The organism is Catellatospora sp. NPDC049111 (assembly GCF_040648615.1).
Taxonomy (GTDB): domain Bacteria; phylum Actinomycetota; class Actinomycetes; order Mycobacteriales; family Micromonosporaceae; genus Catellatospora; species Catellatospora aurea.
The window spans coordinates 134,179-153,601 of sequence record NZ_JBEZEB010000001.1; the positions used below are offsets into that span (position 1 = coordinate 134,179).

16 protein-coding genes are annotated in these 19,423 nt (G+C 72.3%); 5 read left to right on the plus strand and 11 right to left on the minus strand.

Annotated features, from left to right (window positions below; all coding sequences use genetic code 11):
* Window positions 1-108 precede the first annotated feature (108 nt).
* The gene (locus AB0B66_RS00660; protein ID WP_360520667.1) at window positions 109-465 is read left to right on the plus strand and encodes a PH domain-containing protein; all 357 of its coding nucleotides are present in this window, start codon (window positions 109-111) and stop codon (window positions 463-465) included.
* A 162-nt stretch (window positions 466-627) separates the two neighbouring features.
* Here the strand turns inward: AB0B66_RS00660 and AB0B66_RS00665 are convergent, their stop codons facing one another.
* The 3 genes from AB0B66_RS00665 to AB0B66_RS00675 all read right to left on the minus strand — a co-directional run bounded on the left by AB0B66_RS00665 (window position 628) and on the right by AB0B66_RS00675 (window position 3,519).
* Complete coding sequence (locus AB0B66_RS00665; protein ID WP_360520670.1) at window positions 628-1,551, minus strand: 2-hydroxyacid dehydrogenase; 924 nt, start codon at window positions 1,549-1,551, stop codon at window positions 628-630.
* A 79-nt stretch (window positions 1,552-1,630) separates the two neighbouring features.
* Window positions 1,631-3,016, minus strand: coding sequence for a hypothetical protein (locus AB0B66_RS00670; RefSeq protein WP_360520673.1), 1,386 nt, complete (start codon window positions 3,014-3,016; stop codon window positions 1,631-1,633).
* Window positions 3,013-3,519: a SigE family RNA polymerase sigma factor gene (locus AB0B66_RS00675; RefSeq protein ID WP_360520676.1), complete on the minus strand. Its 507-nt coding sequence runs from the start codon at window positions 3,517-3,519 to the stop codon at window positions 3,013-3,015. Before AB0B66_RS00675 ends, AB0B66_RS00670 begins: the two co-directional genes overlap by 4 nt.
* Before the next feature lie 103 nt (window positions 3,520-3,622).
* Here AB0B66_RS00675 and AB0B66_RS00680 point away from each other — a divergent pair, with 103 nt between their 5' ends.
* A complete protein-coding gene (locus tag AB0B66_RS00680) occupies window positions 3,623-4,750 on the plus strand; it encodes a PQQ-dependent sugar dehydrogenase (protein WP_360520679.1) in 1,128 nt (375 codons plus the stop codon).
* Window positions 4,751-4,864: 114 nt separating this feature from the next.
* The gene (locus AB0B66_RS00685; protein WP_360521708.1) at window positions 4,865-6,355 is read left to right on the plus strand and encodes a metallophosphoesterase; all 1,491 of its coding nucleotides are present in this window, start codon (window positions 4,865-4,867) and stop codon (window positions 6,353-6,355) included.
* 156 nt (window positions 6,356-6,511) lie between these two features.
* Here AB0B66_RS00685 and gatB read toward each other — a convergent pair whose 3' ends face one another.
* Window positions 6,512-8,008 carry an Asp-tRNA(Asn)/Glu-tRNA(Gln) amidotransferase subunit GatB gene (gatB, locus tag AB0B66_RS00690; RefSeq protein ID WP_360520682.1) on the minus strand — a complete coding sequence of 499 codons (1,497 nt, stop codon included), beginning with the start codon at window positions 8,006-8,008 and terminating at the stop codon, window positions 6,512-6,514.
* Window positions 8,009-8,315: 307 nt separating this feature from the next.
* Here gatB and AB0B66_RS00695 point away from each other — a divergent pair, with 307 nt between their 5' ends.
* Complete coding sequence (locus tag AB0B66_RS00695; RefSeq protein WP_360520685.1) at window positions 8,316-8,981, plus strand: aquaporin; 666 nt, start codon at window positions 8,316-8,318, stop codon at window positions 8,979-8,981.
* Window positions 8,982-9,058: 77 nt separating this feature from the next.
* On the opposite strand, the gene gatA is transcribed toward AB0B66_RS00695, so the two are convergent.
* The 6 genes from gatA to AB0B66_RS00725 all read right to left on the minus strand — a co-directional run bounded on the left by gatA (window position 9,059) and on the right by AB0B66_RS00725 (window position 17,445).
* Window positions 9,059-10,534, minus strand: a complete 1,476-nt coding sequence (gene gatA / locus AB0B66_RS00700; protein ID WP_360520688.1) for an Asp-tRNA(Asn)/Glu-tRNA(Gln) amidotransferase subunit GatA — start codon at window positions 10,532-10,534, stop codon at window positions 9,059-9,061.
* 5 nt (window positions 10,535-10,539) lie between these two features.
* Window positions 10,540-10,839 carry an Asp-tRNA(Asn)/Glu-tRNA(Gln) amidotransferase subunit GatC gene (gatC, locus tag AB0B66_RS00705; protein WP_203693597.1) on the minus strand — a complete coding sequence of 100 codons (300 nt, stop codon included), beginning with the start codon at window positions 10,837-10,839 and terminating at the stop codon, window positions 10,540-10,542.
* A gap of 299 nt (window positions 10,840-11,138) precedes the next feature.
* Window positions 11,139-13,112 (minus strand): EAL domain-containing protein, encoded by a 1,974-nt coding sequence (locus AB0B66_RS00710; RefSeq protein WP_360520692.1) that lies wholly within the window; start codon window positions 13,110-13,112, stop codon window positions 11,139-11,141.
* A 275-nt stretch (window positions 13,113-13,387) separates the two neighbouring features.
* Window positions 13,388-15,472, minus strand: a complete 2,085-nt coding sequence (ligA, locus tag AB0B66_RS00715) for an NAD-dependent DNA ligase LigA (RefSeq protein WP_360520695.1) — start codon at window positions 15,470-15,472, stop codon at window positions 13,388-13,390.
* A 125-nt stretch (window positions 15,473-15,597) separates the two neighbouring features.
* Window positions 15,598-16,602, minus strand: a complete 1,005-nt coding sequence (locus AB0B66_RS00720; protein WP_360520698.1) for an ADP-ribosylglycohydrolase family protein — start codon at window positions 16,600-16,602, stop codon at window positions 15,598-15,600.
* 144 nt (window positions 16,603-16,746) lie between these two features.
* Window positions 16,747-17,445 carry an SDR family oxidoreductase gene (locus tag AB0B66_RS00725; RefSeq protein ID WP_360520701.1) on the minus strand — a complete coding sequence of 233 codons (699 nt, stop codon included), beginning with the start codon at window positions 17,443-17,445 and terminating at the stop codon, window positions 16,747-16,749.
* 111 nt (window positions 17,446-17,556) lie between these two features.
* Here AB0B66_RS00725 and AB0B66_RS00730 point away from each other — a divergent pair, with 111 nt between their 5' ends.
* A complete protein-coding gene (locus tag AB0B66_RS00730; protein WP_360520703.1) occupies window positions 17,557-18,225 on the plus strand; it encodes a winged helix-turn-helix transcriptional regulator in 669 nt (222 codons plus the stop codon).
* Window positions 18,226-18,320: 95 nt separating this feature from the next.
* On the opposite strand, the gene AB0B66_RS00735 is transcribed toward AB0B66_RS00730, so the two are convergent.
* The gene (locus AB0B66_RS00735) at window positions 18,321-19,343 is read right to left on the minus strand and encodes a methionine synthase (protein WP_360521711.1); all 1,023 of its coding nucleotides are present in this window, start codon (window positions 19,341-19,343) and stop codon (window positions 18,321-18,323) included.
* Window positions 19,344-19,423 lie beyond the last annotated feature (80 nt).

Below are 19,423 nucleotides of genomic sequence, written 5' to 3' on the forward strand. Positions count from 1 at the left end.
TCTGAGGTTCACGTTCACCGGCCGCGACGGCGCACCATGGGCGCGCGGCCTCGCAGGTCAGTATGCCCGTGACGTCCGACACAACACACTACGTGGAACAATCGTGGCGTGACCCGCTTCCGCCTCCCCGCCGCCATCAGCGTCGCCGCTCTGATCACCCTGCTCGGTGGTTTCCCCATCGCCGCGCAGGGCGGGTTCTGGTGGCTGGTGCTGCTCGTGCCCGCCGCGGTCATGATCTGGGCCTGGCAGGCCGGCACCGACGTCAACGAGCGCGGGCTGCGCGTCCGAGCGCTGCTGGGCGCCCGGGTCGTGCTCTGGCCGCAGATCGCCGAGCTGCGCGCGCAGGGCCCGAAGCGGGTCGTCGCCGTCCTCACCGACGGCAGCGCCCTCACCCTCACCGCCGTCCGCCCCGCCGACCTGCCCAAACTCGTCTCCGCCGCCGGCCAGCCCCTCACGGCGGCCTGACGGCTCCCGCCGCGCGCCCGCCGTTTCGCCCCAGGCGCGTCGGCAAGGTCGACTGCACTTTCCAGGAAGCTGCACCTTCACGGCCGCCGATAGCTGCAGTTTCCATGAAACTGCAGGCACGAGCGGGAGCCCGCCGGGGCGGGGCGTGGGTGGGGTGGCGGGTCAGTAGCCGTCGTGGACCTGGTTGTCGAGGGGGGCGCCGGCGGTGTAGCGGCGGAGCTGCTCGCCGACCAGGCGGTACGCGCGGGGTAGCAGGCCGCGGACCGAGCCGGCCACGTGTGGGGTGATCAGGACGTTCGGGAGGTCCCACAAGGGGTGGCCGGCGGGCAGCGGCTCGGGGTCGGTGACGTCGAGTGCGGCGCTGATGCGGCCGGACGCCAGCTCCTTGGTCAGCGCCGCGGTGTCGGCGACCGGGCCGCGGGCCGCGTTGACCAGCAGCGCGCCGTCGGCCATCGCGGACAGGAACGACGCGTCGACCAGGCCTCGGGTCTGCGGGGTCAGCGGCACCAGCAGCACCACCACGTCGGCCTCCGGCAGCAGCCGGGGCAGCTCGTCGACGCCGTGCACGCCGTCGCGGGCGGTGCGGGCCACGTAGGCCAGGTCCACCTCGAACGGGGCCAGCCGCGCCGCGACCGCCGCGCCGATGGAGCCCGCGCCCACGATCAGCACCCGCTTGCCGCCCAGCTCGTCGGTCGGCGTGACCTCGGCGTACGCCCAGCGGTGCGCGGCCTGCGCCCGCGCGAAGTGGTCGAATCGGCGCAGCGAGGCCAGGATCGCCGTGACCACCCATTCGGCGGTGTGCGAGTCGTGCACGCCGCGCGCGTCGCACAGCGTGATGCCCTCGCGCAGCCGCCCGACCCAGGCGTCGGCCCCGGCGGTGATCAACTGCACCACCTTCAGGCCGCTCATCCGGTCGGCCAGCCCGACCACGTCGCCGCTGCTCAGGAACGGCGGCACCCAGAACTCGACCTCGGCCGGGTCGCCCGGCAGGGGCGCGTCCGGGCGCGGCAGCACCGCCACCTCGACGCCCGCCGGCAGCGGGCCCATCAGTTCACGTCCGGCCTCATGGGCGATCCACATCCGCACGAGCCCACGCTATCGGCCCCGCCGGTACGGGTGAAGGGCGCCTTCCGACCTGCCGGAAGGCGCCCCGAGGGTCAGGCCGTCAGTCCCACGTGATCAATTCCTGCTCCAGCGACCCGTCGTACGCACGCAACGGGCCTGTCCCGGTGCCCACGACCGCACCGGCCGCATCGACCGCCCGCAGACGCACTTCCCCTTTCCCGGAATAGGGGACGGTGCCGATCCCATCGACGAGCGCGAAGGCGCTGGTGACCCGGCCGCCGGCAGCCAGCACCTGCACTTCCGCCGCCTCTCGCGGCGCGATCACCAGCACCCGGCGTTCGCCCGCCGTCGGCTGGAACCGCTGCGGATCCGCCACGATCACCGCATCCGCCCGCCCCAGGTCGGCGTCGGTCCGGAAGCCGAAGCCGGCCTCCTCGGTCACCTGCTCGACGCGCCAGATGCCACCCACCTGCGGGGCCACGAACAGGCTGAAGCCGGGCTCGTCCGCCGACGCGCCGGGCAGCCGCCCCATGTACAACAACCGGGGCGGCCCGATCAGCCCGCTCCCGCTGCCCTCTACACGGAGCTGGCGCGCGGCCTTGTCCGGATCGACGTCGCCGCGGGCCGCGGACACCGCCGCGGTCACCTCCTCTTCGCTCAGCGTTCGCACGTTGTACCTGCCGAGACCGCCGGACCCGGCCAGGCCCAGATGCCGCACCTTGCCGTCGCAGGTGACCCGGTGCAGCCGCGTCGGAGCGAAGTCGATCGCGACGTCGCCCCCCGGTTCGTCGCGCCAGGTCCGCGGACCCGTGATCGGCGCGACGGCGATCCGGCAACCGGCTGGAACCAGTGCGAGATCAACCTCGGCCCCCCACGCGACGGCGGTGTTGGCGAACGAGACGCCGACATATGGACTCAGCGGGTACACCGACATCATCGAGCCGTTGTCACGCTGCCCGGTCCCGGCGTTGGCCAGCTGCTCCGGGCTCGCCCCGCGCTCGTCGAACAGGGCGATGCCGACCTGCTGACCGGTGTCGTAGCGGGCGGCGACGACGAGACGGGCGGTCCCGAGGTCCCCCGCGAAGAGGATCTTCACGGTGCCGTCGGGCACCACGGTGACGTCGCGTTGCCGCAACCGCGCGGCCAGGTCGCCGATGAACGCCAGGTCGGCCGCGAGGCTGCCCCGGGTCGGGGACTCGATCAGTTTGCGTATCCAGGGCGTGATCGGCTCGCTGCGGTAATGCTCCCCGATGGGCGACGCGGACGGGTCGACGAAGCCCGGCGGCGGGTCCGCGGTCATCGCCGGTCCCAGCGGGCCCAGCACGATCCCCGCGAGCAGGGCCGTCACGACCGCCCCCAGCCCGCCGACCGCCTTCCGCCGCCGGCCGCTGCGGCGGCGGCGCATCAGCCGGCCGTACGGATCCTCGGCCGGCACCACCGGCTCGGCCAGCCGGGCCAGCGCCTCGATCAGATCACGCTCGCTCACGCGATCACCTCCGCCACGTCACCCGCGCGCCGGGGCTCCGGGCGCAGCACCTCCCGCAACCTCGCCAGCCCACGGCTGGCCTGCGACTTCACCGACCCCACCGAGCAGCCCATCAGTTCGGCGGTGTCCGCTTCGGACATGTCCTCCCAGTAGCGCAGCACCAGCACGGCGCGCATGCGCACCGGCAGTTTCGCCAGTGCCGCGAGCAGCTCGTCCCGTTCCGCGTGCGCGGCGCTCCCGTCTGCCCGACCCCGTTCCGGCAGCACGCCGGTGAGCAGTTCCCGGGAGCCGATCCGGCGCCACACGCTGGTGCGCTGGTTGACCAGCGCCCGGCGCAGGTACGCCATGGGCTCGTCCACCTGGTCCCAGCGCCGGTACGCCTTGAGCAGCGCCGACTGCACGAGATCCTCGGCGGCGTGGGTCGAGCCGGTGAGCAGGTATGCGGTCCGTAACAGCTCGCCGTAGCGCAGCTGCACGAACTCGCGGAACCCCTCCTCCGCCATACGGCTCCTCCTTCCGTCGCCCATCCCGACGCGGCTGTGCGGGCGCAGGTTGAGAGAAACGAGGCAGTAGTTGAGCACGGACCACGGAGCTAGGCTGAATCGCATGTCTTCGCGCCGGGCACGGAACGGGATCATCGCGGCGGCGGCAGCGCTCGCCTTCACCGCCGGGTGCGGCGAGCAGCCCGACACGATCGCCTCGCAGGCCCCGCCGGTCCCGTCGACGCAGTCGTCGGCGGCGGCCACCTTCAGCCCGCGTACGGCGGAGGTGAAGACCCTGGCCACCGGCCTGCGCGCGCCGTGGGGCGTGGCGTTCCTGCCCGACGGCGGCGCGCTGGTGACCGAGCGCGACTCCCGGCGCGTCGTGCGGGTCGGGCCCGGCTCCTCAGGCGGCCGGCTCACCGTCACCGAGGTCGGGATGATCAGCGAAGCGGACTCCGGCGGTGAGGGCGGCCTGCTCGGCATCGCGGTGTCGCCGCGGTACGCGCAGGACAAGACGGTGTTCCTGTACTACACGGCGGACGACGACAACCGCATCGCGCGCTGGAAGCTCGGCGGGCGGCCGGAGCCGATCGTCACCGGCATCCCCATCTCCGGCATCCACAACGGCGGGCGGCTGGCGTTCGGGCCGGACGGCTTCCTCTACGCGACCACCGGCGACGCCGCGACCAGGGGCAACTCGCAGGACCTGAATAGCCTCGGCGGGAAGATCCTGCGGATGACGCCCGACGGCGAGCCCGCGCCCGGCAATCCGTACGGCACGCTGGTCTGGTCCTACGGGCACCGCAACGTGCAGGGCATCGCCTGGGACTCGGGCGGCCACCTGTGGGCGACCGAGTTCGGGCAGAACACCTGGGACGAGATCAACCGCATCGAGCCGGGGAAGAACTACGGGTGGCCCGAGGTCGAGGGCGCGACCGGCGACGGCCGGTACGCCGACCCGGTCGTGGCGTGGCCGACCGACGAGGCGTCGTGCTCGGGCGCGGCGATGGCCGGGGACGTCCTGGTCGCGGCGTGCCTGCGCGGCGAGCGCCTGTGGCTGGTGCCGGTGCGGGCCGACGGCACCCTGCGGGCGGCTCCGGCGGCGGCGCTCGTCGGCGAGTACGGCCGCCTGCGCGACGCGCACACCGCCCCCGACGGTTCGGTATGGGTGCTCACCAGCAACCACGACGGCCGCGGTGAACCCGTCGAATCCGATGATCGAATTCTTGCCGTCACGCTCGCTCCCGCGTGACAGCCGGGGCATGATGGGGCGATGACTCGGTTGCCGCGGTGGGCACGGCCGCTGAGCCGCAGCGGGGCAGACCGGTCAGGCGGCGAGCCCCCGCGCGGGCGTGCCGTGCGGGTGATGGACGCGTTCGGCCGGGTGCCGTGGCGGCGGCTCGGGTCCGGGCTCGGGCTGCTGGCCGTGTCGCTGACCGGGTTGGCGCTCGGCCTCTACCTGGCCGCGGGCACCAGCGTCGACGTGGGCCCGTTCCGCTCCACGATGGCGGTCACCCCGTCGTGGTACGGCGACACCGAGGTCGTCCTGCCGCCGCTGGGTTCCCTGCAACTGGACAGCCACGACGGTCCCGCCCGGCTGATGGTGCGCCTGGACGCGCTCGACCGTGCCCGCACCGAGGCGCTGATCACCGACCCGGCGGGCATCACCGCGGCCAGCCGCACCGCCGTCGACGACGTGCGCGCCGGGGTCACCCGGCTGGTGCTGCGCGCCACCGCGGTCGCGGTGCTCGGCGCGATGCTGCTGTCCGCGCTCGTGTACCGGCGGATGCGCCGGGTCGCGTGGGCCGGCGGGCTCGCGCTGGCCGTCATGGCGGCGGCGTTCGGGTCGGCGTTCGGCACGTTCAACCCGGGTGCGCTGCGCGAGCCGCGGTACGAGGGCCTGCTGGCCAACGCGCCGTCGGTGCTCGGCAACGCGCAGCGCATCGCCGACCGGTACGACGAGTACGCCGAGCAGCTGCAGAAGCTGGTGAGCAACGTCGGCAGCCTCTACGCCACGGTGCAGAACCTGCCGGTGTACTCCCCCGAGGACAACACGCTGCGCGTGCTGCACGTCTCCGACCTGCACCTGAACCCGGCCGCGTGGGGCGTGATCCGGACCGTGGTGGACAACTTCCACATCGACGTCGTCGTCGACACCGGCGACATCACCGACTGGGGCAGCGAGCCGGAGAAGGCGTTCGTGGCGTCGATCTCGCTGCTGAAGGTGCCGTACGTCTTCGTGCGCGGCAACCACGACTCCGCCGTGACGCAGGCCGCGGTCGCCGCCCAGCCCAACGCGATCGTGCTGGACAACAAGGTGGTGAGCGTCGCCGGGTTGAGCATCGCCGGGATCGGCGACCCGCGCTTCACCCCGGACAAGGGCATGGAGCCGGCGGGCTCCGGCGACTCGAAGCAGACCGTCGAGCGGGTGCTGGACGCCGGGGACAAGCTCGCCGACACCATCGCCAAGCAGCGCGACGAGGTCGTGGACCTGGCGCTGGTGCACGATCCGCTGTCGGCGGGGCCGCTGGCCGGGTACACGCCGCTGGTGCTGGCCGGGCACCGGCACCACCGGGAGATCAGCAAGCTCGGCGACGACCAGACCATGCTGATGGTGCAGGGCTCCAGCGGCGGGGCCGGGCTGCGCGGGCTGGAGGGCGAGACGCCCACGCCGCTGGCGATGTCGGTGCTCTACTTCGACGACAACCGCACGCTGATGGCGTACGACGACATCACCGTCGGCGGCACCGGTCTGGCGGAGGTGGCCCTGTCGCGCCACGTCGTCGACGACACCCCACCGGGCCAGGCGGCCGCCCCCGGCACCTCGCCCCGCCCCACTCCGTCCCGCACCCGCTGACCCGCCCGAACCCGTCCCGGCCCGCGCCACCGCCCGCGCCCCGCGCCGGAAACAGACGTTGGCCTATCTCATCGAATCCGGGTCACTGATTTTCGATGAGATAGGCCAACGTCTACAGAAAAGCGGGTGCGGCGGTCAGCGGCCCCGCGAATCGTCTCAGCTCGTGAGGCGGGCGAGGACGAGTTCGCGGACCGTCTTGGCGTCGGCCTGGCCCTTGGTGGTCTTCATGACGGCGCCGATGAGCACGCCCGCGGCGGCCTGGTTGCCGCCGCGGATCTTCTCGGCGACGTCGGGGTTGGCGGCGATGGCCTCGTCGATGGCGGCGGTCAGCGCGCCGGTGTCGGAGACGACCTCCAGGCCCCGGGCGGCCATGATCTGCTCCGGGTCGCCCTCGCCGGCCAGCACGCCCTCCAGCACCTGGCGGGCCAGCTTGTCGGTGAGCTTGCCCGAGGCGACCAGCGTCTGCAGCTGAGCCACCTGCGCGGGCGTCGCGCCGACGGCCTCCAGCTCGACGCCCTCGGCGTTGGCGCGCCGCGACAGCTCGCCCAGCCACCACTTGCGGGCTGCCTCCGGCGACGCGCCGGCGGCGACGGTGCGCTCGATCAGCTCGACCGCGCCCGCGTTGAGGATGGACTGCATGTCCAGGTCGGACAGGTTCCACTCGGTCTTCAGGCGGGCCCGGTGCTGCCGCGGCAGCTCCGGCAGCGCGGCCTTGAGCTGCTCCACCCAGGCGGGCTCGGGCGCGAGCGGCACCAGGTCGGGCTCGGGGAAGTAGCGGTAGTCGGTCGCGGTCTCCTTGGACCGGCCCGACGTGGTGTCGCCGGTGTCCTCGTGGAAGTGCCGGGTCTCCTGCGTGATGGTGCCGCCCGCGTCCAGCACGGACGCCTGGCGCAGCATCTCCGAGCGCACCGCGCGCTCGACGCTGCGCAGCGAGTTGACGTTCTTGGTCTCGGTGCGGGTGCCCCACTCCGCGCCGGGCAGGTTCAGCGAGGTGTTCACGTCGCAGCGCATCGAGCCCTGCTCCATGCGCACGTCGGAGACGCCCAGCGTGCGGATCATGTCGCGCAGCTCGGCGACGTACGCCTTGGCGATCTCGGGGGCGCGTGCGCCGAGGCCCGGCACCGGCTTGGTGACGATCTCGACGAGTGGGATGCCAGCCCGGTTGTAGTCGACCAGCGACTCGGTCGCGCCGTGGATGCGCCCGGTCGCGCCGCCGACGTGCAGCGTCTTGCCGGTGTCCTCCTCCAGGTGCACCCGCTCGATGCCGATGCGCACCAGCTCGCCGTCGACCTCCACGTCGAGGTAGCCGTCGGTGCACAGGGGCTCGTCGTACTGGCTGATCTGGAAGTTCTTCGGCATGTCCGGGTAGAAGTAGTTCTTGCGCGCGAAGCGGCACCAGGTCGCGATGGAGCAGTTCAGCGCGAGCCCGATGCGGATGGTCGCCTCGATCGCGGCGCGGTTGGCCACCGGGAGGCTGCCGGGCAGGCCCAGGCAGACGGGGCACACCTGGGTGTTCGGCTCGCCGCCGAAGTCGGTCGGGCAGCCGCAGAACATCTTGGTGACGGTGCCCAGCTCGACGTGGGTCTCCAGGCCGATGACCGGCTCGTAGCGGGAGACGACGTCGTCGTAGGTGGGCAGCACGGTGGTGCTCATCTGCTCGCTCCAGGCTTGGCGTGGGCGTGCTAGACGCCGCCGGACAAAACAACCACCAGCCTAGTAGCCCGCCCGGCCCCGCTCACACCGGGTTATCCGCCCCTCCATACATCGATCATGACAAGAGGAGTGGCGTACATCACAACATGAACCGTTCAGGTGATCCCGTATTCATTCATTCGTCGCTGTGCGCTGGTCACCGCCGCCCCGATCCTGAATGCACCCTGAGAACGGGACACGCCAACTTCCGGGCCTGGCGGTGAGCGCGTCACGTTCTTCCCCTCATCGATGCACAGGGAGGTGCATGATGGGTTCCGCAACGCTGTCCCGCCTCACCGCCGAGGCGCTCGGCACCGCAGTACTGGTCTTCTTCGGCGTGGGCGCCCTGCTTGTCGGCGGCGGCCCGCTGCTCGCGGGCGCGGTCGGCCTCATGATCGCCGCGGCCGCCGCCGCGTGGATCTTCGGCGGCCACTTCAACCCCTGGCTCACCCTCGCCGCTGCGGTCCGCGGCAGCGTGGACTGGGTCGGCGGCGCGCTGATCATCGCCGCGCAGCTGGTCGGCGGCTTCGTCGGTGGCCTGCTGATGTGGCTCTGCTACGGCGAGAACGGCGTCGCCGCCGGGCTCGGTGCGAACCGCCTGTCCGAGGCGGCGAGCTCCGGCAAGGGCCTGATCGCGGCGATCGTCGCCGAGGCGCTGGCGGTCTTCGTCATCGCCTGCGTGATGTTCGCGGTCGGCGACGGCGAGCGCTCCGGCATCAGCCTCGGCCTGGCGTACGCCGGTGGCACCCTCGCGATCGCGGCGGTCACCAGCGCCTCGCTCAACTTCGCCCGCACCGTCGGCCCGGAACTGGCGCTGACCCTCGCGGGCGGCGCGTCGGACTGGTCCGACATCTGGGTGTTCGCGGTCTCCGGCGCGCTCGGCGCGGTGCTCGCGGGCCTGCTCTACCCCCGGCTGAAGGGGGCCGCCTCCTGACCCCCGCCTGCTGCTGAACTCCTCAGGCAACGAGAAAGCGGCGTCCCCGCCCGGGGACGCCGCTTTCGTGTCGGCACTCAGAGAGCGGGCGGGGTGAAGGTGCCCACCGTCGACTCGACCGCGGCGGCGATCCGGTACATCCGGTCGTCGGCCATGGTCGGGGCCATGACCTGCAGACCCACCGGCAGCCCGTCGGACAGGCCGGCCGGCACCGAGATGCCGGGGCCGCCGTACAGGTTCGTCGGGATGGTGTACAGGTCCGCCAGGTACATCTGGTACGGGTCGGCGGTACGCGCGCCCAGCTCGAACGCGGTGAACGGCGTGGTCGGCGAGACCAGCACGTCGACCTTCTCGAACGCGGACGTGAAGTCGCGCGTGATCAGCGTGCGCACCTTCTGCGCCTGGCCGTAGTAGGCGTCGTAGTAACCCGACGACAGCGCGTACGTGCCGATGATGATGCGGCGCTTGACCTCGTCGCCGAAGCCCGCCTCGCGGGTCAGCGACATGACGTCCTCCAGCGAGTTGCGGCCGTCGTCGCCGACGCGCAGGCCGAAGCGCACCGCGTCGAAGCGGGCCAGGTTCGACGAGCACTCGCTGGGCGCGATCAGGTAGTACGCCGGCAGCGCGTACTGGAAGTGCGGGCAGGACACCTCGACGACCTCGGCACCCAGCTTGGTCAGCGCCTCCACGGTGTCGCGGAACACGGCCATCACGCCGGGCTCCGCGCCCTCGCCGGAGAACTCCTTGACCAGGCCGACCCGCACGCCGGTGAGGTCACCGGTCGCGCCCTGGCGGGCGGCCGCCACGACGTCCGGCACCGGCAGCGGGATCGAGGTGGAGTCGCGCGGGTCGTGCCCGGCGATCACCTCGTGCAGCAGCGCGGTGTCCAGCACGGTGCGCGCGACCGGGCCGGGCGTGTCCAGCGACGAGGAGAAAGCGATCAGGCCGTAGCGCGAGGTGCCGCCGTAGGTCGGCTTCGCGCCGACGGTGCCGGTGACCGCGCCGGGCTGGCGGATCGAGCCGCCGGTGTCGGTGCCGATGGCCAGCGGGGCCTCGTAACCGGCGACCGCCGCCGCCGAGCCGCCGCCGGAGCCGCCCGGGATGCGGGTCAGGTCCCACGGGTTGTACGTCGGGCCGTAGGCCGAGTACTCGGTGGAGGAGCCCATCGCGAACTCGTCCATGTTGGTCTTGCCGAGCATGACCATGCCCGCCTCGCGGATGCGGGTCATCACCGTCGCGTCGTACGGCGGCCGCCAGCCTTCGAGGATCTTCGAGGCGGCGGTGGTGGGGATGCCCTTGGTCGCGATGACGTCCTTGATCGCGATCGGCACGCCGGCCAGCGGACCGAGCTTCTCGCCCGCGGCGCGCTTGGCGTCGACGGCCCGCGCGGCCTCGACCGCGCCCTCGTTGTCGACGTGCAGGAACGCGTGCACGCGGCCGTCGACCTCGGCGATGCGGTCCAGGTGGGCCCGGGTCGCCTCCTCCGCGGACACGTCCCCGGCGGCGATCTTCGCGCCCAGCTCGGCCGCGGTCAGCTTGATCAGGTCACTCATGGGGGTCACTCCTCATCCGCGAGGATCTGCGGCACGCGGAAACGGTCCTCGGCGGAGTCCGGGGCGCCGGACAGCGCCTCCTCGCGGGTCAGGCCGGGCACGACGACGTCCTCGCGCAGCACGTTGACCAGCGGCACCGAGTGCGACGTCGGCGGGATGTCGTCCGCGGCGACCTCACCGACCCGCGCCACCGACTGCAGGATCACGTCCAGCTGACCGGCGAAGCGGTCCAGCTCCTGTTCGGTGACGGCGAGCCGCGACAGGCGCGCGAGATGCGCGACCTCTTCGCGGGAGATGGCGGCCATGACTGCCCCCTAGACGTAGCGGCGAACTCGGACAGCGCGAAGGGTGGCACACGCTCCGCGCCCGTAGCGAGTCTATTTGTCACCGGTGGCGCGTTTCGCAGCGCCCCTGGCCCAGCGAACCTCGCTCGCCCGCCGGGAGGGCTCCGGGAGACGGCCCCTCGCCGTTCGGCTACATCTTTTTTGAGGTGGCCACATCAAAAAAGATGTAGCGGCAAACTGCGGGCTGCCTGCCGACGCGCTCACACAGAGTCAGCGCGCACCTTACGGAGCGCGGCCAGAAGATGGCGGCGCGGTGCTGCTCAGGCGCTACGGGCGGGCAGGGTGGTGCGGGCGAGCCAGTCCGCCAGCTCGTCCGGCGGCAGGGGGCGGGCGTAGAACCACCCTTGGGCGACCTCGCATCCCGCGGACTGCAACAGCCGCCAGGCCCGCTCGTCCTCGACGCCCTCGGCGACCACGCGCAGCCCGAGCGCCCCGGCCAGCTCGATGATGGACCGCACGATCACCAGGTCGTCCGGGTCGTCGGCCATGGCCATCACGAACGAACGGTCGATCTTCACCTCGGACAGCGGCAGCCGGCGCAGGTGCTGCAGCGATGAGTAGCCGGTGCCGAAGTCGTCCAGGGCGATGCCGACACCGAGCAGCTGGAGCCTGGTCAGCGTGGCCAGCACCCGGTGCGGGTCGGCCATCAGCGCGCTCTCGGTGATCTCCAGCTGCAGCCGGTACGGCTCCACGCCGTAGCGCTGCAGCAGTTCCTCGATCTGCTCGACGATCGCGCCGGTGTGCAGGTCGCGCACGCTGACGTTGACCGCCATGCGCACCTGCAGGCCCGCCGCGGACCACTTGGCGAGCTGGGTCACCGCCTCCTCGATCACCCACCGCGTCAGCAGCCGCATCACCGAACTCGGCTCGGCCACCCGGATCAACTCGTCGGGGCTGACCGGGCCGCGGGTCGGGTGCTGCCAGCGCAGCAGCGCCTCGACGGCGACCACCTCACCGGTCGTGATCTCCACCTGGGGCTGGTAGAACAGCCGCAGCCCGCCCCGGTCCGGCTGGCCGAGCATGGTGCGCAGGTCGGCGAGCAGGCTCAGCCGCTGCGGGGAGTTCTGGTCGGCGTCGGGGTTGTAGACGGCGACGGCGTCGCCGTCGTGCTTGGCGTTGTACATGGCGACGTCGGCGTGGCGCAGCAGGGTGGCGAAGTTGGTCCCGTGGTCGGGGTAGACGGCGATGCCGATGGAGGCGCCGACGTCCAGCGGCAGCCCGTCCAGCACGACCGGGGCCGACAGTGCCTGCTCGATCTGCTCGGCCAGCTCGCGTGCCTGCTCGGGGCTGTCGAGGCGCTTCGCCACGACGGCGAACTCGTCCCCGCCCAGCCGCGCGACCAGGTCACCGGGGCGCACCAGCCGGTCCAGCCGGTCGCCGACCGCGATCAGCAGCCGGTCCCCCACCTCGTGCCCGAGGGAGTCGTTGACGTGCTTGAACCGGTCCAGGTCCAGCAGCAGCAGGCCGAAGCGGCTGCGCGGGTCGCCCTGCACGGCGCGCTGGGCGTGGCCGGCCACCGCTGCGGACACCTCGCCGATCAGCGCCTTGCGGTTGGCCAGCCCGGTCAGGGTGTCGATGTTGGCCAGGTGCCGCTGCTCGGCGGTGATGATGGACAACCTCCGCACCGCCAGCAGCGGCAGGATCAGCGCCAGCACCAGTGCGGGGGCGACCTCGGTCTGCGCGGCGATGACCGGGCCCAGCATGAGCAGCGCGCCGGTGCTCAGCGCCTCGTTGGCCAGCGGGCCCATGATGATCGGCAGCAGTGCGCCGCCGTCGCGCAGCCAGATCGCGGTCGCTGTGGTCAGGTACTTCACCGTGAACCAGGTGGCCGCCGAGACGGCCAGCGCGAGCAGCCCCGGCGGGGCGTCGCCGCTGAGCAGCTGCAGCACCGCGTACGCGAACCCGAAGGCCAGCGCGTACTGACCGAGGTTGAACACGGCCCGCCACAGCGCGTGCCGTAGCCGCAGCGACGCCACTGCCACCGCGAGCCCTTGCACCACCACCGCGGCGCCGAGCCCGGAGTCGATCATTATGGCGAACGTGAAACAGATCGACGGGTAGATGGCCGATGTGTTCCACCGGCCCGGCAGCGTGACCGGCAGCGCGTCGCCCGCCACGGCGAGCCCGGCCAGCAGCCAGAAGCCGAGGGTGACATGTTCGAGCACACCCGGCAGCTCGATAAGGTCACGCAGAGTGATGACAGCGGCGGCCACAGTGACGGCGATGACGTACACACCGAAATTCCGCCGTCGCTCCGCGGGCACGCGATTGCGATGTGCCTGCAGTGCTTGGGGTGTGGCCGCCATGGACACCTTCCCGAGGCCGATTGACGCGCGACCGCGCCGCCCGCCGATCGCGGCTGGTCACTTCACTCTAAGCCCGAAAACGCCCCAGACCACTCTGCGCGTTCGCGTGTGACGAAGATGTGATTGTTTGACCCTTTCCTCCGTCACTCCACGTAAGACCCATACGACCTTGCGTATATCTCCATCCGCCACTACGCCGAGCGCTACTCGCTTTCGCGGTTCGCGTCCGCGTACGCCTTCGCCGCCTCCGGGCCCTGCTCCAGCAGCACCGCGAAGCCCGCCTCGTCGAGGGTCGGCACGCCCAGCGAGCGGGCCTTGTCCAGCTTGGACCCGGCGTTCTCGCCGACGACCACGAAGCTGGTCTTCTTCGACACCGAACCGGCCACCTTCGCCCCGAGCGCGGTCAGCGCGTCGGCGGCCCCGTCGCGGGTGTGGTTCTCCAGGGTGCCGGTGACCACGACGGTCAGCCCGTCCAGCGGCTTGGGCCCGGTGTCGGCGACCGGCTCCTGCTCCATGAGCACGCCCGCGGCGCGCCACTTCTCGACCACCTCGCGGTGCCAGTCCTCGGCGAACCACTCCCGGACCGCCTCGGCGATGGTGCCGCCGACGTCCTCGACCACCGACATCTGCTCCAACGAGGCGGACGCGATCGCGTCGAGGGAGTTGAAGTGGTCGGCCAGCGCGCGGGCCGCGGTCGGGCCGGTGTGCCGGATGGACAGCGAGGTCAGCACCCGGAACAGTTCCTTGGTCTTGGCCAGTTCCAGGTTGGCCAGCAGCTTGCCCGCGTTCGTGGACAGCGTGCCGTCCTTCTTCAGGAAGAACGGCGACTTCGCCAGCCGCGCCTCGTCGAGGCTGAACAGGTCGCCCTCGTCGGCCAGCACTCCGTCGTTGACCAGCGCCAGCGCGGCCTTCGCACCCATACCCTCGATGTCGAAGCCGTCCCGGCTGCCGATGTAGATGATGCGCTCGGACAGCTGCGCCTTGCAGTAGCGGGTGTTCGGGCAGCGCAGGTCGACGTCGGCCTCCTTGGCCGGGGCGAGCTTGGTGCCGCAGGACGGGCAGGTCGACGGCATGGTCCAGGCGTGCTCGCTGCCGTCGCGCAGCGCCTCCACCGGGCCGAGCACCTCCGGGATCACGTCGCCCGCGCGCCGGAGCACCACGGTGTCGCCGATCAGCACGCCCTTGCGCACCACCTCCTGCTGGTTGTGCAGGGTCGCGCTGGCGACGGTCACGCCGCCGACGAACACCGGCTCCAGCACCGCGTACGGCGTGACCCGGCCGGTGCGGCCGACGTTCACCTCGATGCCGAGCAGCTTGGTGTTGACCTCCTCCGGCGGGTACTTGAACGCGATCGCCCAGCGCGGCGCGCGGCTGGTCGCCCCGAGCTTGGTCTGCTCGGCGACGTCGTCGACCTTGACCACCACGCCGTCGATGTCGTGTTCGAGGTCGTGCCGGTGTGCGGCGTAGTCGGCGATGTACGCCTTCACCTCGTCGAGCGTGTCGACCACCCGCCAGCGCTCGCTGGTCGGCAGGCCCCACGCCTTGAGCTGCGCGTACGCGTCGGACTGGCTGGTCGGCTCGAAGCCGGTGCGGGCGCCGATGCCGTGCACGATCAGGTGCAGGGCGCGCTTGGCGGTGATCGCCGGGTCCTTCTGCCGCAGCGAGCCGGAGGCGGCGTTGCGCGGGTTCACGTAGGTTTTCTCGCCCGCCGCGAGCTGGGCCGCGTTGAGGTCGGCGAAGGCCTGCGCCGGGAAGTAGATCTCGCCGCGGACCTCGACCAGGTCGGGCGGGTTGTCGCCGGCCAGCTTGTGCGGGATGCCCGCGATGCGGCGCACGTTGGCGGTCACGTCCTCGCCGGTGCGCCCGTCGCCGCGGGTCGCGCCCCGGGTCAGCCGGCCCTTCTCGTAGGTGAGGTTGACCGCGAGGCCGTCGATCTTCAGCTCGCACAGGTAGCGCACCGGCGCGCCCGCGTCCTTCTCGACCCGGACCGCCCAGGCCGCGAGCTGGTCGTCGTTGAACGCGTTGTCGAGGCTGAGCATGCGCTCGGCGTGGTCGACGCTGGCGAAGCCGGCCCACTCCCCGGCCCCGACCCGCTGCGTCGGCGAGTCCTGCGAGACCAGCTCGGGGTGCTCCAGCTCCAGCGCCTCCAGCTCGTGCATGAGCTCGTCGTAGGCGGCATCCGACAGCGTCGGCGCGTCGTCGACGTAGTAGCGGTGCTGCGCGTCATTGATCTTGGCCACGAGCTCGGCGTACCGCGTCCGGACCTTGTCGGTTACCTCACTGGTCACCCGTGCACGGTATCCGCCGCCCCCGACACCGCGGACCCCGCCCTGCGGACCAGCCATGATCTGTTTTCGTGGACGCTGGACGCCGCTCCAGCAGCACCGGGCGTCCACGAAAACAGATCATGACCTCAGTCCCAGGCCGCGCCGAGGGCGGCGAGCTGGTCGGCGTACTCGATGCGCTCGGCCCAGGCCGCCGGCCAGATCGCCATGCCCGCCGCCGCGCCGTGGAACGCGCCCGCCAGGCAGGCGATCGAGTCGGAGTCGCCGCTGGTCGCGGCAGCTCGCCCGAGCGCGGCCACCGGGTCGTCCGCGTGGCGCAGGGCCGCGAGCAGCGCCGTGGCCAGCGCCTCCTCGGCGATCCAGCCCTCGCCGGTCTCGCAGCACACGTCCCCGCCGGAGTCCGGCCTGGCCAGCGCCGCAAGCAGCACGTCCAGCGCGTCGGCGCACTCGTCCCAGCCGCGCGCGACGAACTCTCCGGGCGTCAGCACCCCCGGCCGCTGCCACAGGTCGCCGAGCCAGTCCTCGCGGTACACGGTGCGCTGGTCGGCGCAGCGGTCCCGCAGCGCGCCGGGCACGTCGGCCAGGTCGAGGCCGTCGCGCAGCAGCCGTACCGCCAGCGCGGTCAGCTCGGCCGCGGCGAGCCCGGTCGGGTGCCCGTGGGTCAGGCCCGCCTGCAACTGCGCTACCCCGGCCAGGGTGTCCAGGTCATACCCGGCGATCAGGCCGACCGGGGTGACCCGCATGTTCGCCCCGCAGCCCTTCGAACCGGCCACGGTCGCCTCCTGCCAGCGCAGCCCCGCCGACAGGTTCGCGCAGGCGTTCAAGCAGGTCATGCCAGGAGCGCGGTTGTTCTCCGGGCTCTTCGCCCAGGCCAGGAAACGCTCGCGCAGCAGAGGTTCGAGTTCCGCTGCGGTCGGCTCGGCGGCGTCGCGCAACGCCCAGGCCACCGCGAGCGCCATCTGCGTGTCGTCCGTGACGAGCGCGGGTTCGGGCAGCTCACGCGGCCCGCCCGGCCCGTGCTCCGCCACGATCTGGGCGTACTTGCGGAACTCGGTCGGCTTGCCCAGCGCGTCGCCATACGCCAACCCGAAGAGCGACCCGCTGGCCGCGTCGATGACCGTCACCTGCGGCATCCTGCCACTCCCGCGCCACATGATCACTCGACCTGCCTGGCACCTGGGCGAAAGCGCACTCAAGATACGCACGACTGCCAGGCAAGTCCGAAGATCTTGGACGGGACGGGCGGCCCGGCCCGGCGGCCGCCCGGCCCCGGGGTCTCAGGCGACCGCCGGGTACAGCTGCCGCAGGTCACCGGACAGGCCGGACTTGACCTGCCGAGCCACGTCGTCGGCGAGCACCTCGGGCTGGCCGGCCTCGACCCCGTCGAGGACCTGCGCCACGACGTCCGCGGCCGCGATCTTCGGGCCGTCGACGTGCGCCGCCATGTCGGTGTCGATGTAGCCGATGTGCACCCCGGTCACCAGGGTGCCCTGCCCGTGCAGCGCCAGCCGCAGCGCGTTGGTCGCGGCCCAGGCGGCGGACTTCGATGCCGAGTAGCCCGCGGTGTTCGGCAGCGCCAGCCAGGACAGCGCGGAGAGCACGTTGACGACCGCGCCGCCGCCGTTGGCGGCGAGGATCGGTGCGAACTCGCGGGACACGCGCACCGGGCCGTAGTAGTTGGTCTCCATCTCCCGGCGCAGCTCCTCGTCGCTGTCGAGGATGCCCGCGCCGGTCGCGATGCCCGCGTTGTTGATCAGGAGCTGTACGTCGCCGGCCTGCTTGGCGGCTGCCGCCACCGAGCCGGGGTCGGTGACGTCGAGCTGGAGCGGGACGACCCGCGGGTCGGTGATCGACGCGGCGTCGCGGGCGGTGGCGTACACCTTCGCCGCGCCGCGGGCGAGCAGCGCCTCGGTGAACGCCTTGCCGAGGCCGCGGTTGGCGCCGGTCACGAGTGCTACGGAACCATTGATCTTCATGTTCGCCTCCTGGTGGGTCGGGCTTCACCAGCGACACTATACGAAATGTATAGCGACTACCCTGAGATACGAATCATATAGCGCGAGCCATGCGATAGGTATGCTCGATTCATGTCCAAGCGTATGTACGGCCAGGTGTGCCCGATCGCGCGCTCGCTCGACGTGCTCGGTGAACGATGGACCCTTCTCATCGTGCGCGAGCTGCTGCTCGGCCCGAGGCGGTTCAAGGAACTCCTGGCCCTGCTGCCCGCGATGGGCACCAACCGCCTGGCGGAGCGGCTCCAGCTGCTGGAGCGCAGCGGGGTCGTGGTTCGTCGCGCGCTGCCGGCCGCCCCGGACGTGCGCGCCTACGAGCTGACCGCCTACGGCGAGCGGCTGCGCCCGCTGCTGATCGAGCTCGCCACCTGGGGTTCGGAACTGCCGCTCGACGACGAGGTCGACCCGGGCACCGCGCGGGCCGAACTGATCGCGCTCTACCTGGCCGAGCACTGCCCCCCGGATGTTGCCGCCGGACCGCCCGCGACCTACCAGTTCCAGGTGGGCGACGAGGTCTTCCACGTCCGCGCCGATAACGGCGTGCACACCAGATCCGGCCCCGCCCCGGTCCCCGCCGACCTCGTCGTGACCTGCGACCTGGCCACCTTCGACGCGCTGACCCGGGGAACGCTCGACCCCGCCGAGGCCGTCGCGTCCGGCGCGCTCACCACCACCGGCGACCCCGCCGCGCTCACCCGCGTCTTCGGCCTGCTACGGCACCGCGTCCCCGCGGAGACGGCCTGACCTGGTCGTCCCCCGACGGCGGCGGCGCAGGCAGTCAGCGCTGCGTGACGGCTACCGCTCTTGGTGGCCGGTCCGGTGCCGCGGGCATTGCGCCGTCACTGCTCGACCAGCCGCCTACCGGCTTCGCGGCAGGCCTTCAGCACCGCCTGGGCGTAGGCGGGCGTCGCCCTGGCCAGGCCGCACGACGGCGTCACCACCACCTGCCGCGCCAGCAGGTCGTCGGCGAAACCGAGATCCCGCCAGAGTCGCCTGACCCGCTCGGCCAGTGCCGCGCCGTTCGGGCGCGTGCCGTTGCCCGGGGGCGTCGTGCGTGCCACGCCCGCGAACAGGCCGAGCCCGGCGTCGATCATCTCGCCCACCGCGTCGAGCTTCTCCGCGCCCGTGCCGACCAGGTCCAGGTCCAGCGCGAGCGCGGCCGCCCCGGCCTCCCGCAGCAGCGCCAGCGGCGTGTCCGGCGCGCAGCAGTGCACGATCACCGGCACCCCGGCCGCGGCGATCACCGAGGCGAGCGTGTCCCGGACGGTCGACGGGGCCACCGAGCGGTACGTGTGCAGAGTGCTGGCGGTGCGTACCCGCCCGGCCAGCACCGCGGGCAGCGACGGCTCGTCGAGCTGGAGCAGCACCCGCGCACCGGGCACCCGCCGCTGAACGTCGGCGACGTGCGCCTTGAGCCCTTCGGCGAGCGATTCCGCCAGGTCACGAGCGGCACCGTGGTCGGAGACGAGCGCCTCGCCCAGGGCCAGCTCGATGTTGGCGGCCAGCGTCCACGGCCCGGCCGACTGCACCTTCAGCGTCCCGGTGAACCCGTCGGCCTGCTCGGTGAGCTGGTCCAGGTCGCGCTCGCGCAGGTCGTACGCCCGGCGAAGCTCCCGGCCCGGACTCGCCGCGACCCGCCACCGGCCCGCGTAGATCTCCACCGGCAGCTCGACCAGCAGCCCGGCGCTCCGCCCGATCATGTCCGCACCAGGGCCGCGGGCGGGCAGCTCCGGCAGGTACGGCAGGTCCGGCAGCTCACCGAGGGTGAATTTGACCGCCTCGGCGATGTCGGCGCCCGGCAGCGAGCCGATGCCCGTCGCTGACCCGGCGGGCCACAGCGGCTCGGCAGGCTTGTCCGCGATCTCGTCCGGCGTGCTCATGCTGAGGCCTCGTTCTGCTCGCCTTGCGGGTGGCACCTCGCGGTGCGGGAACGGACAGCGGT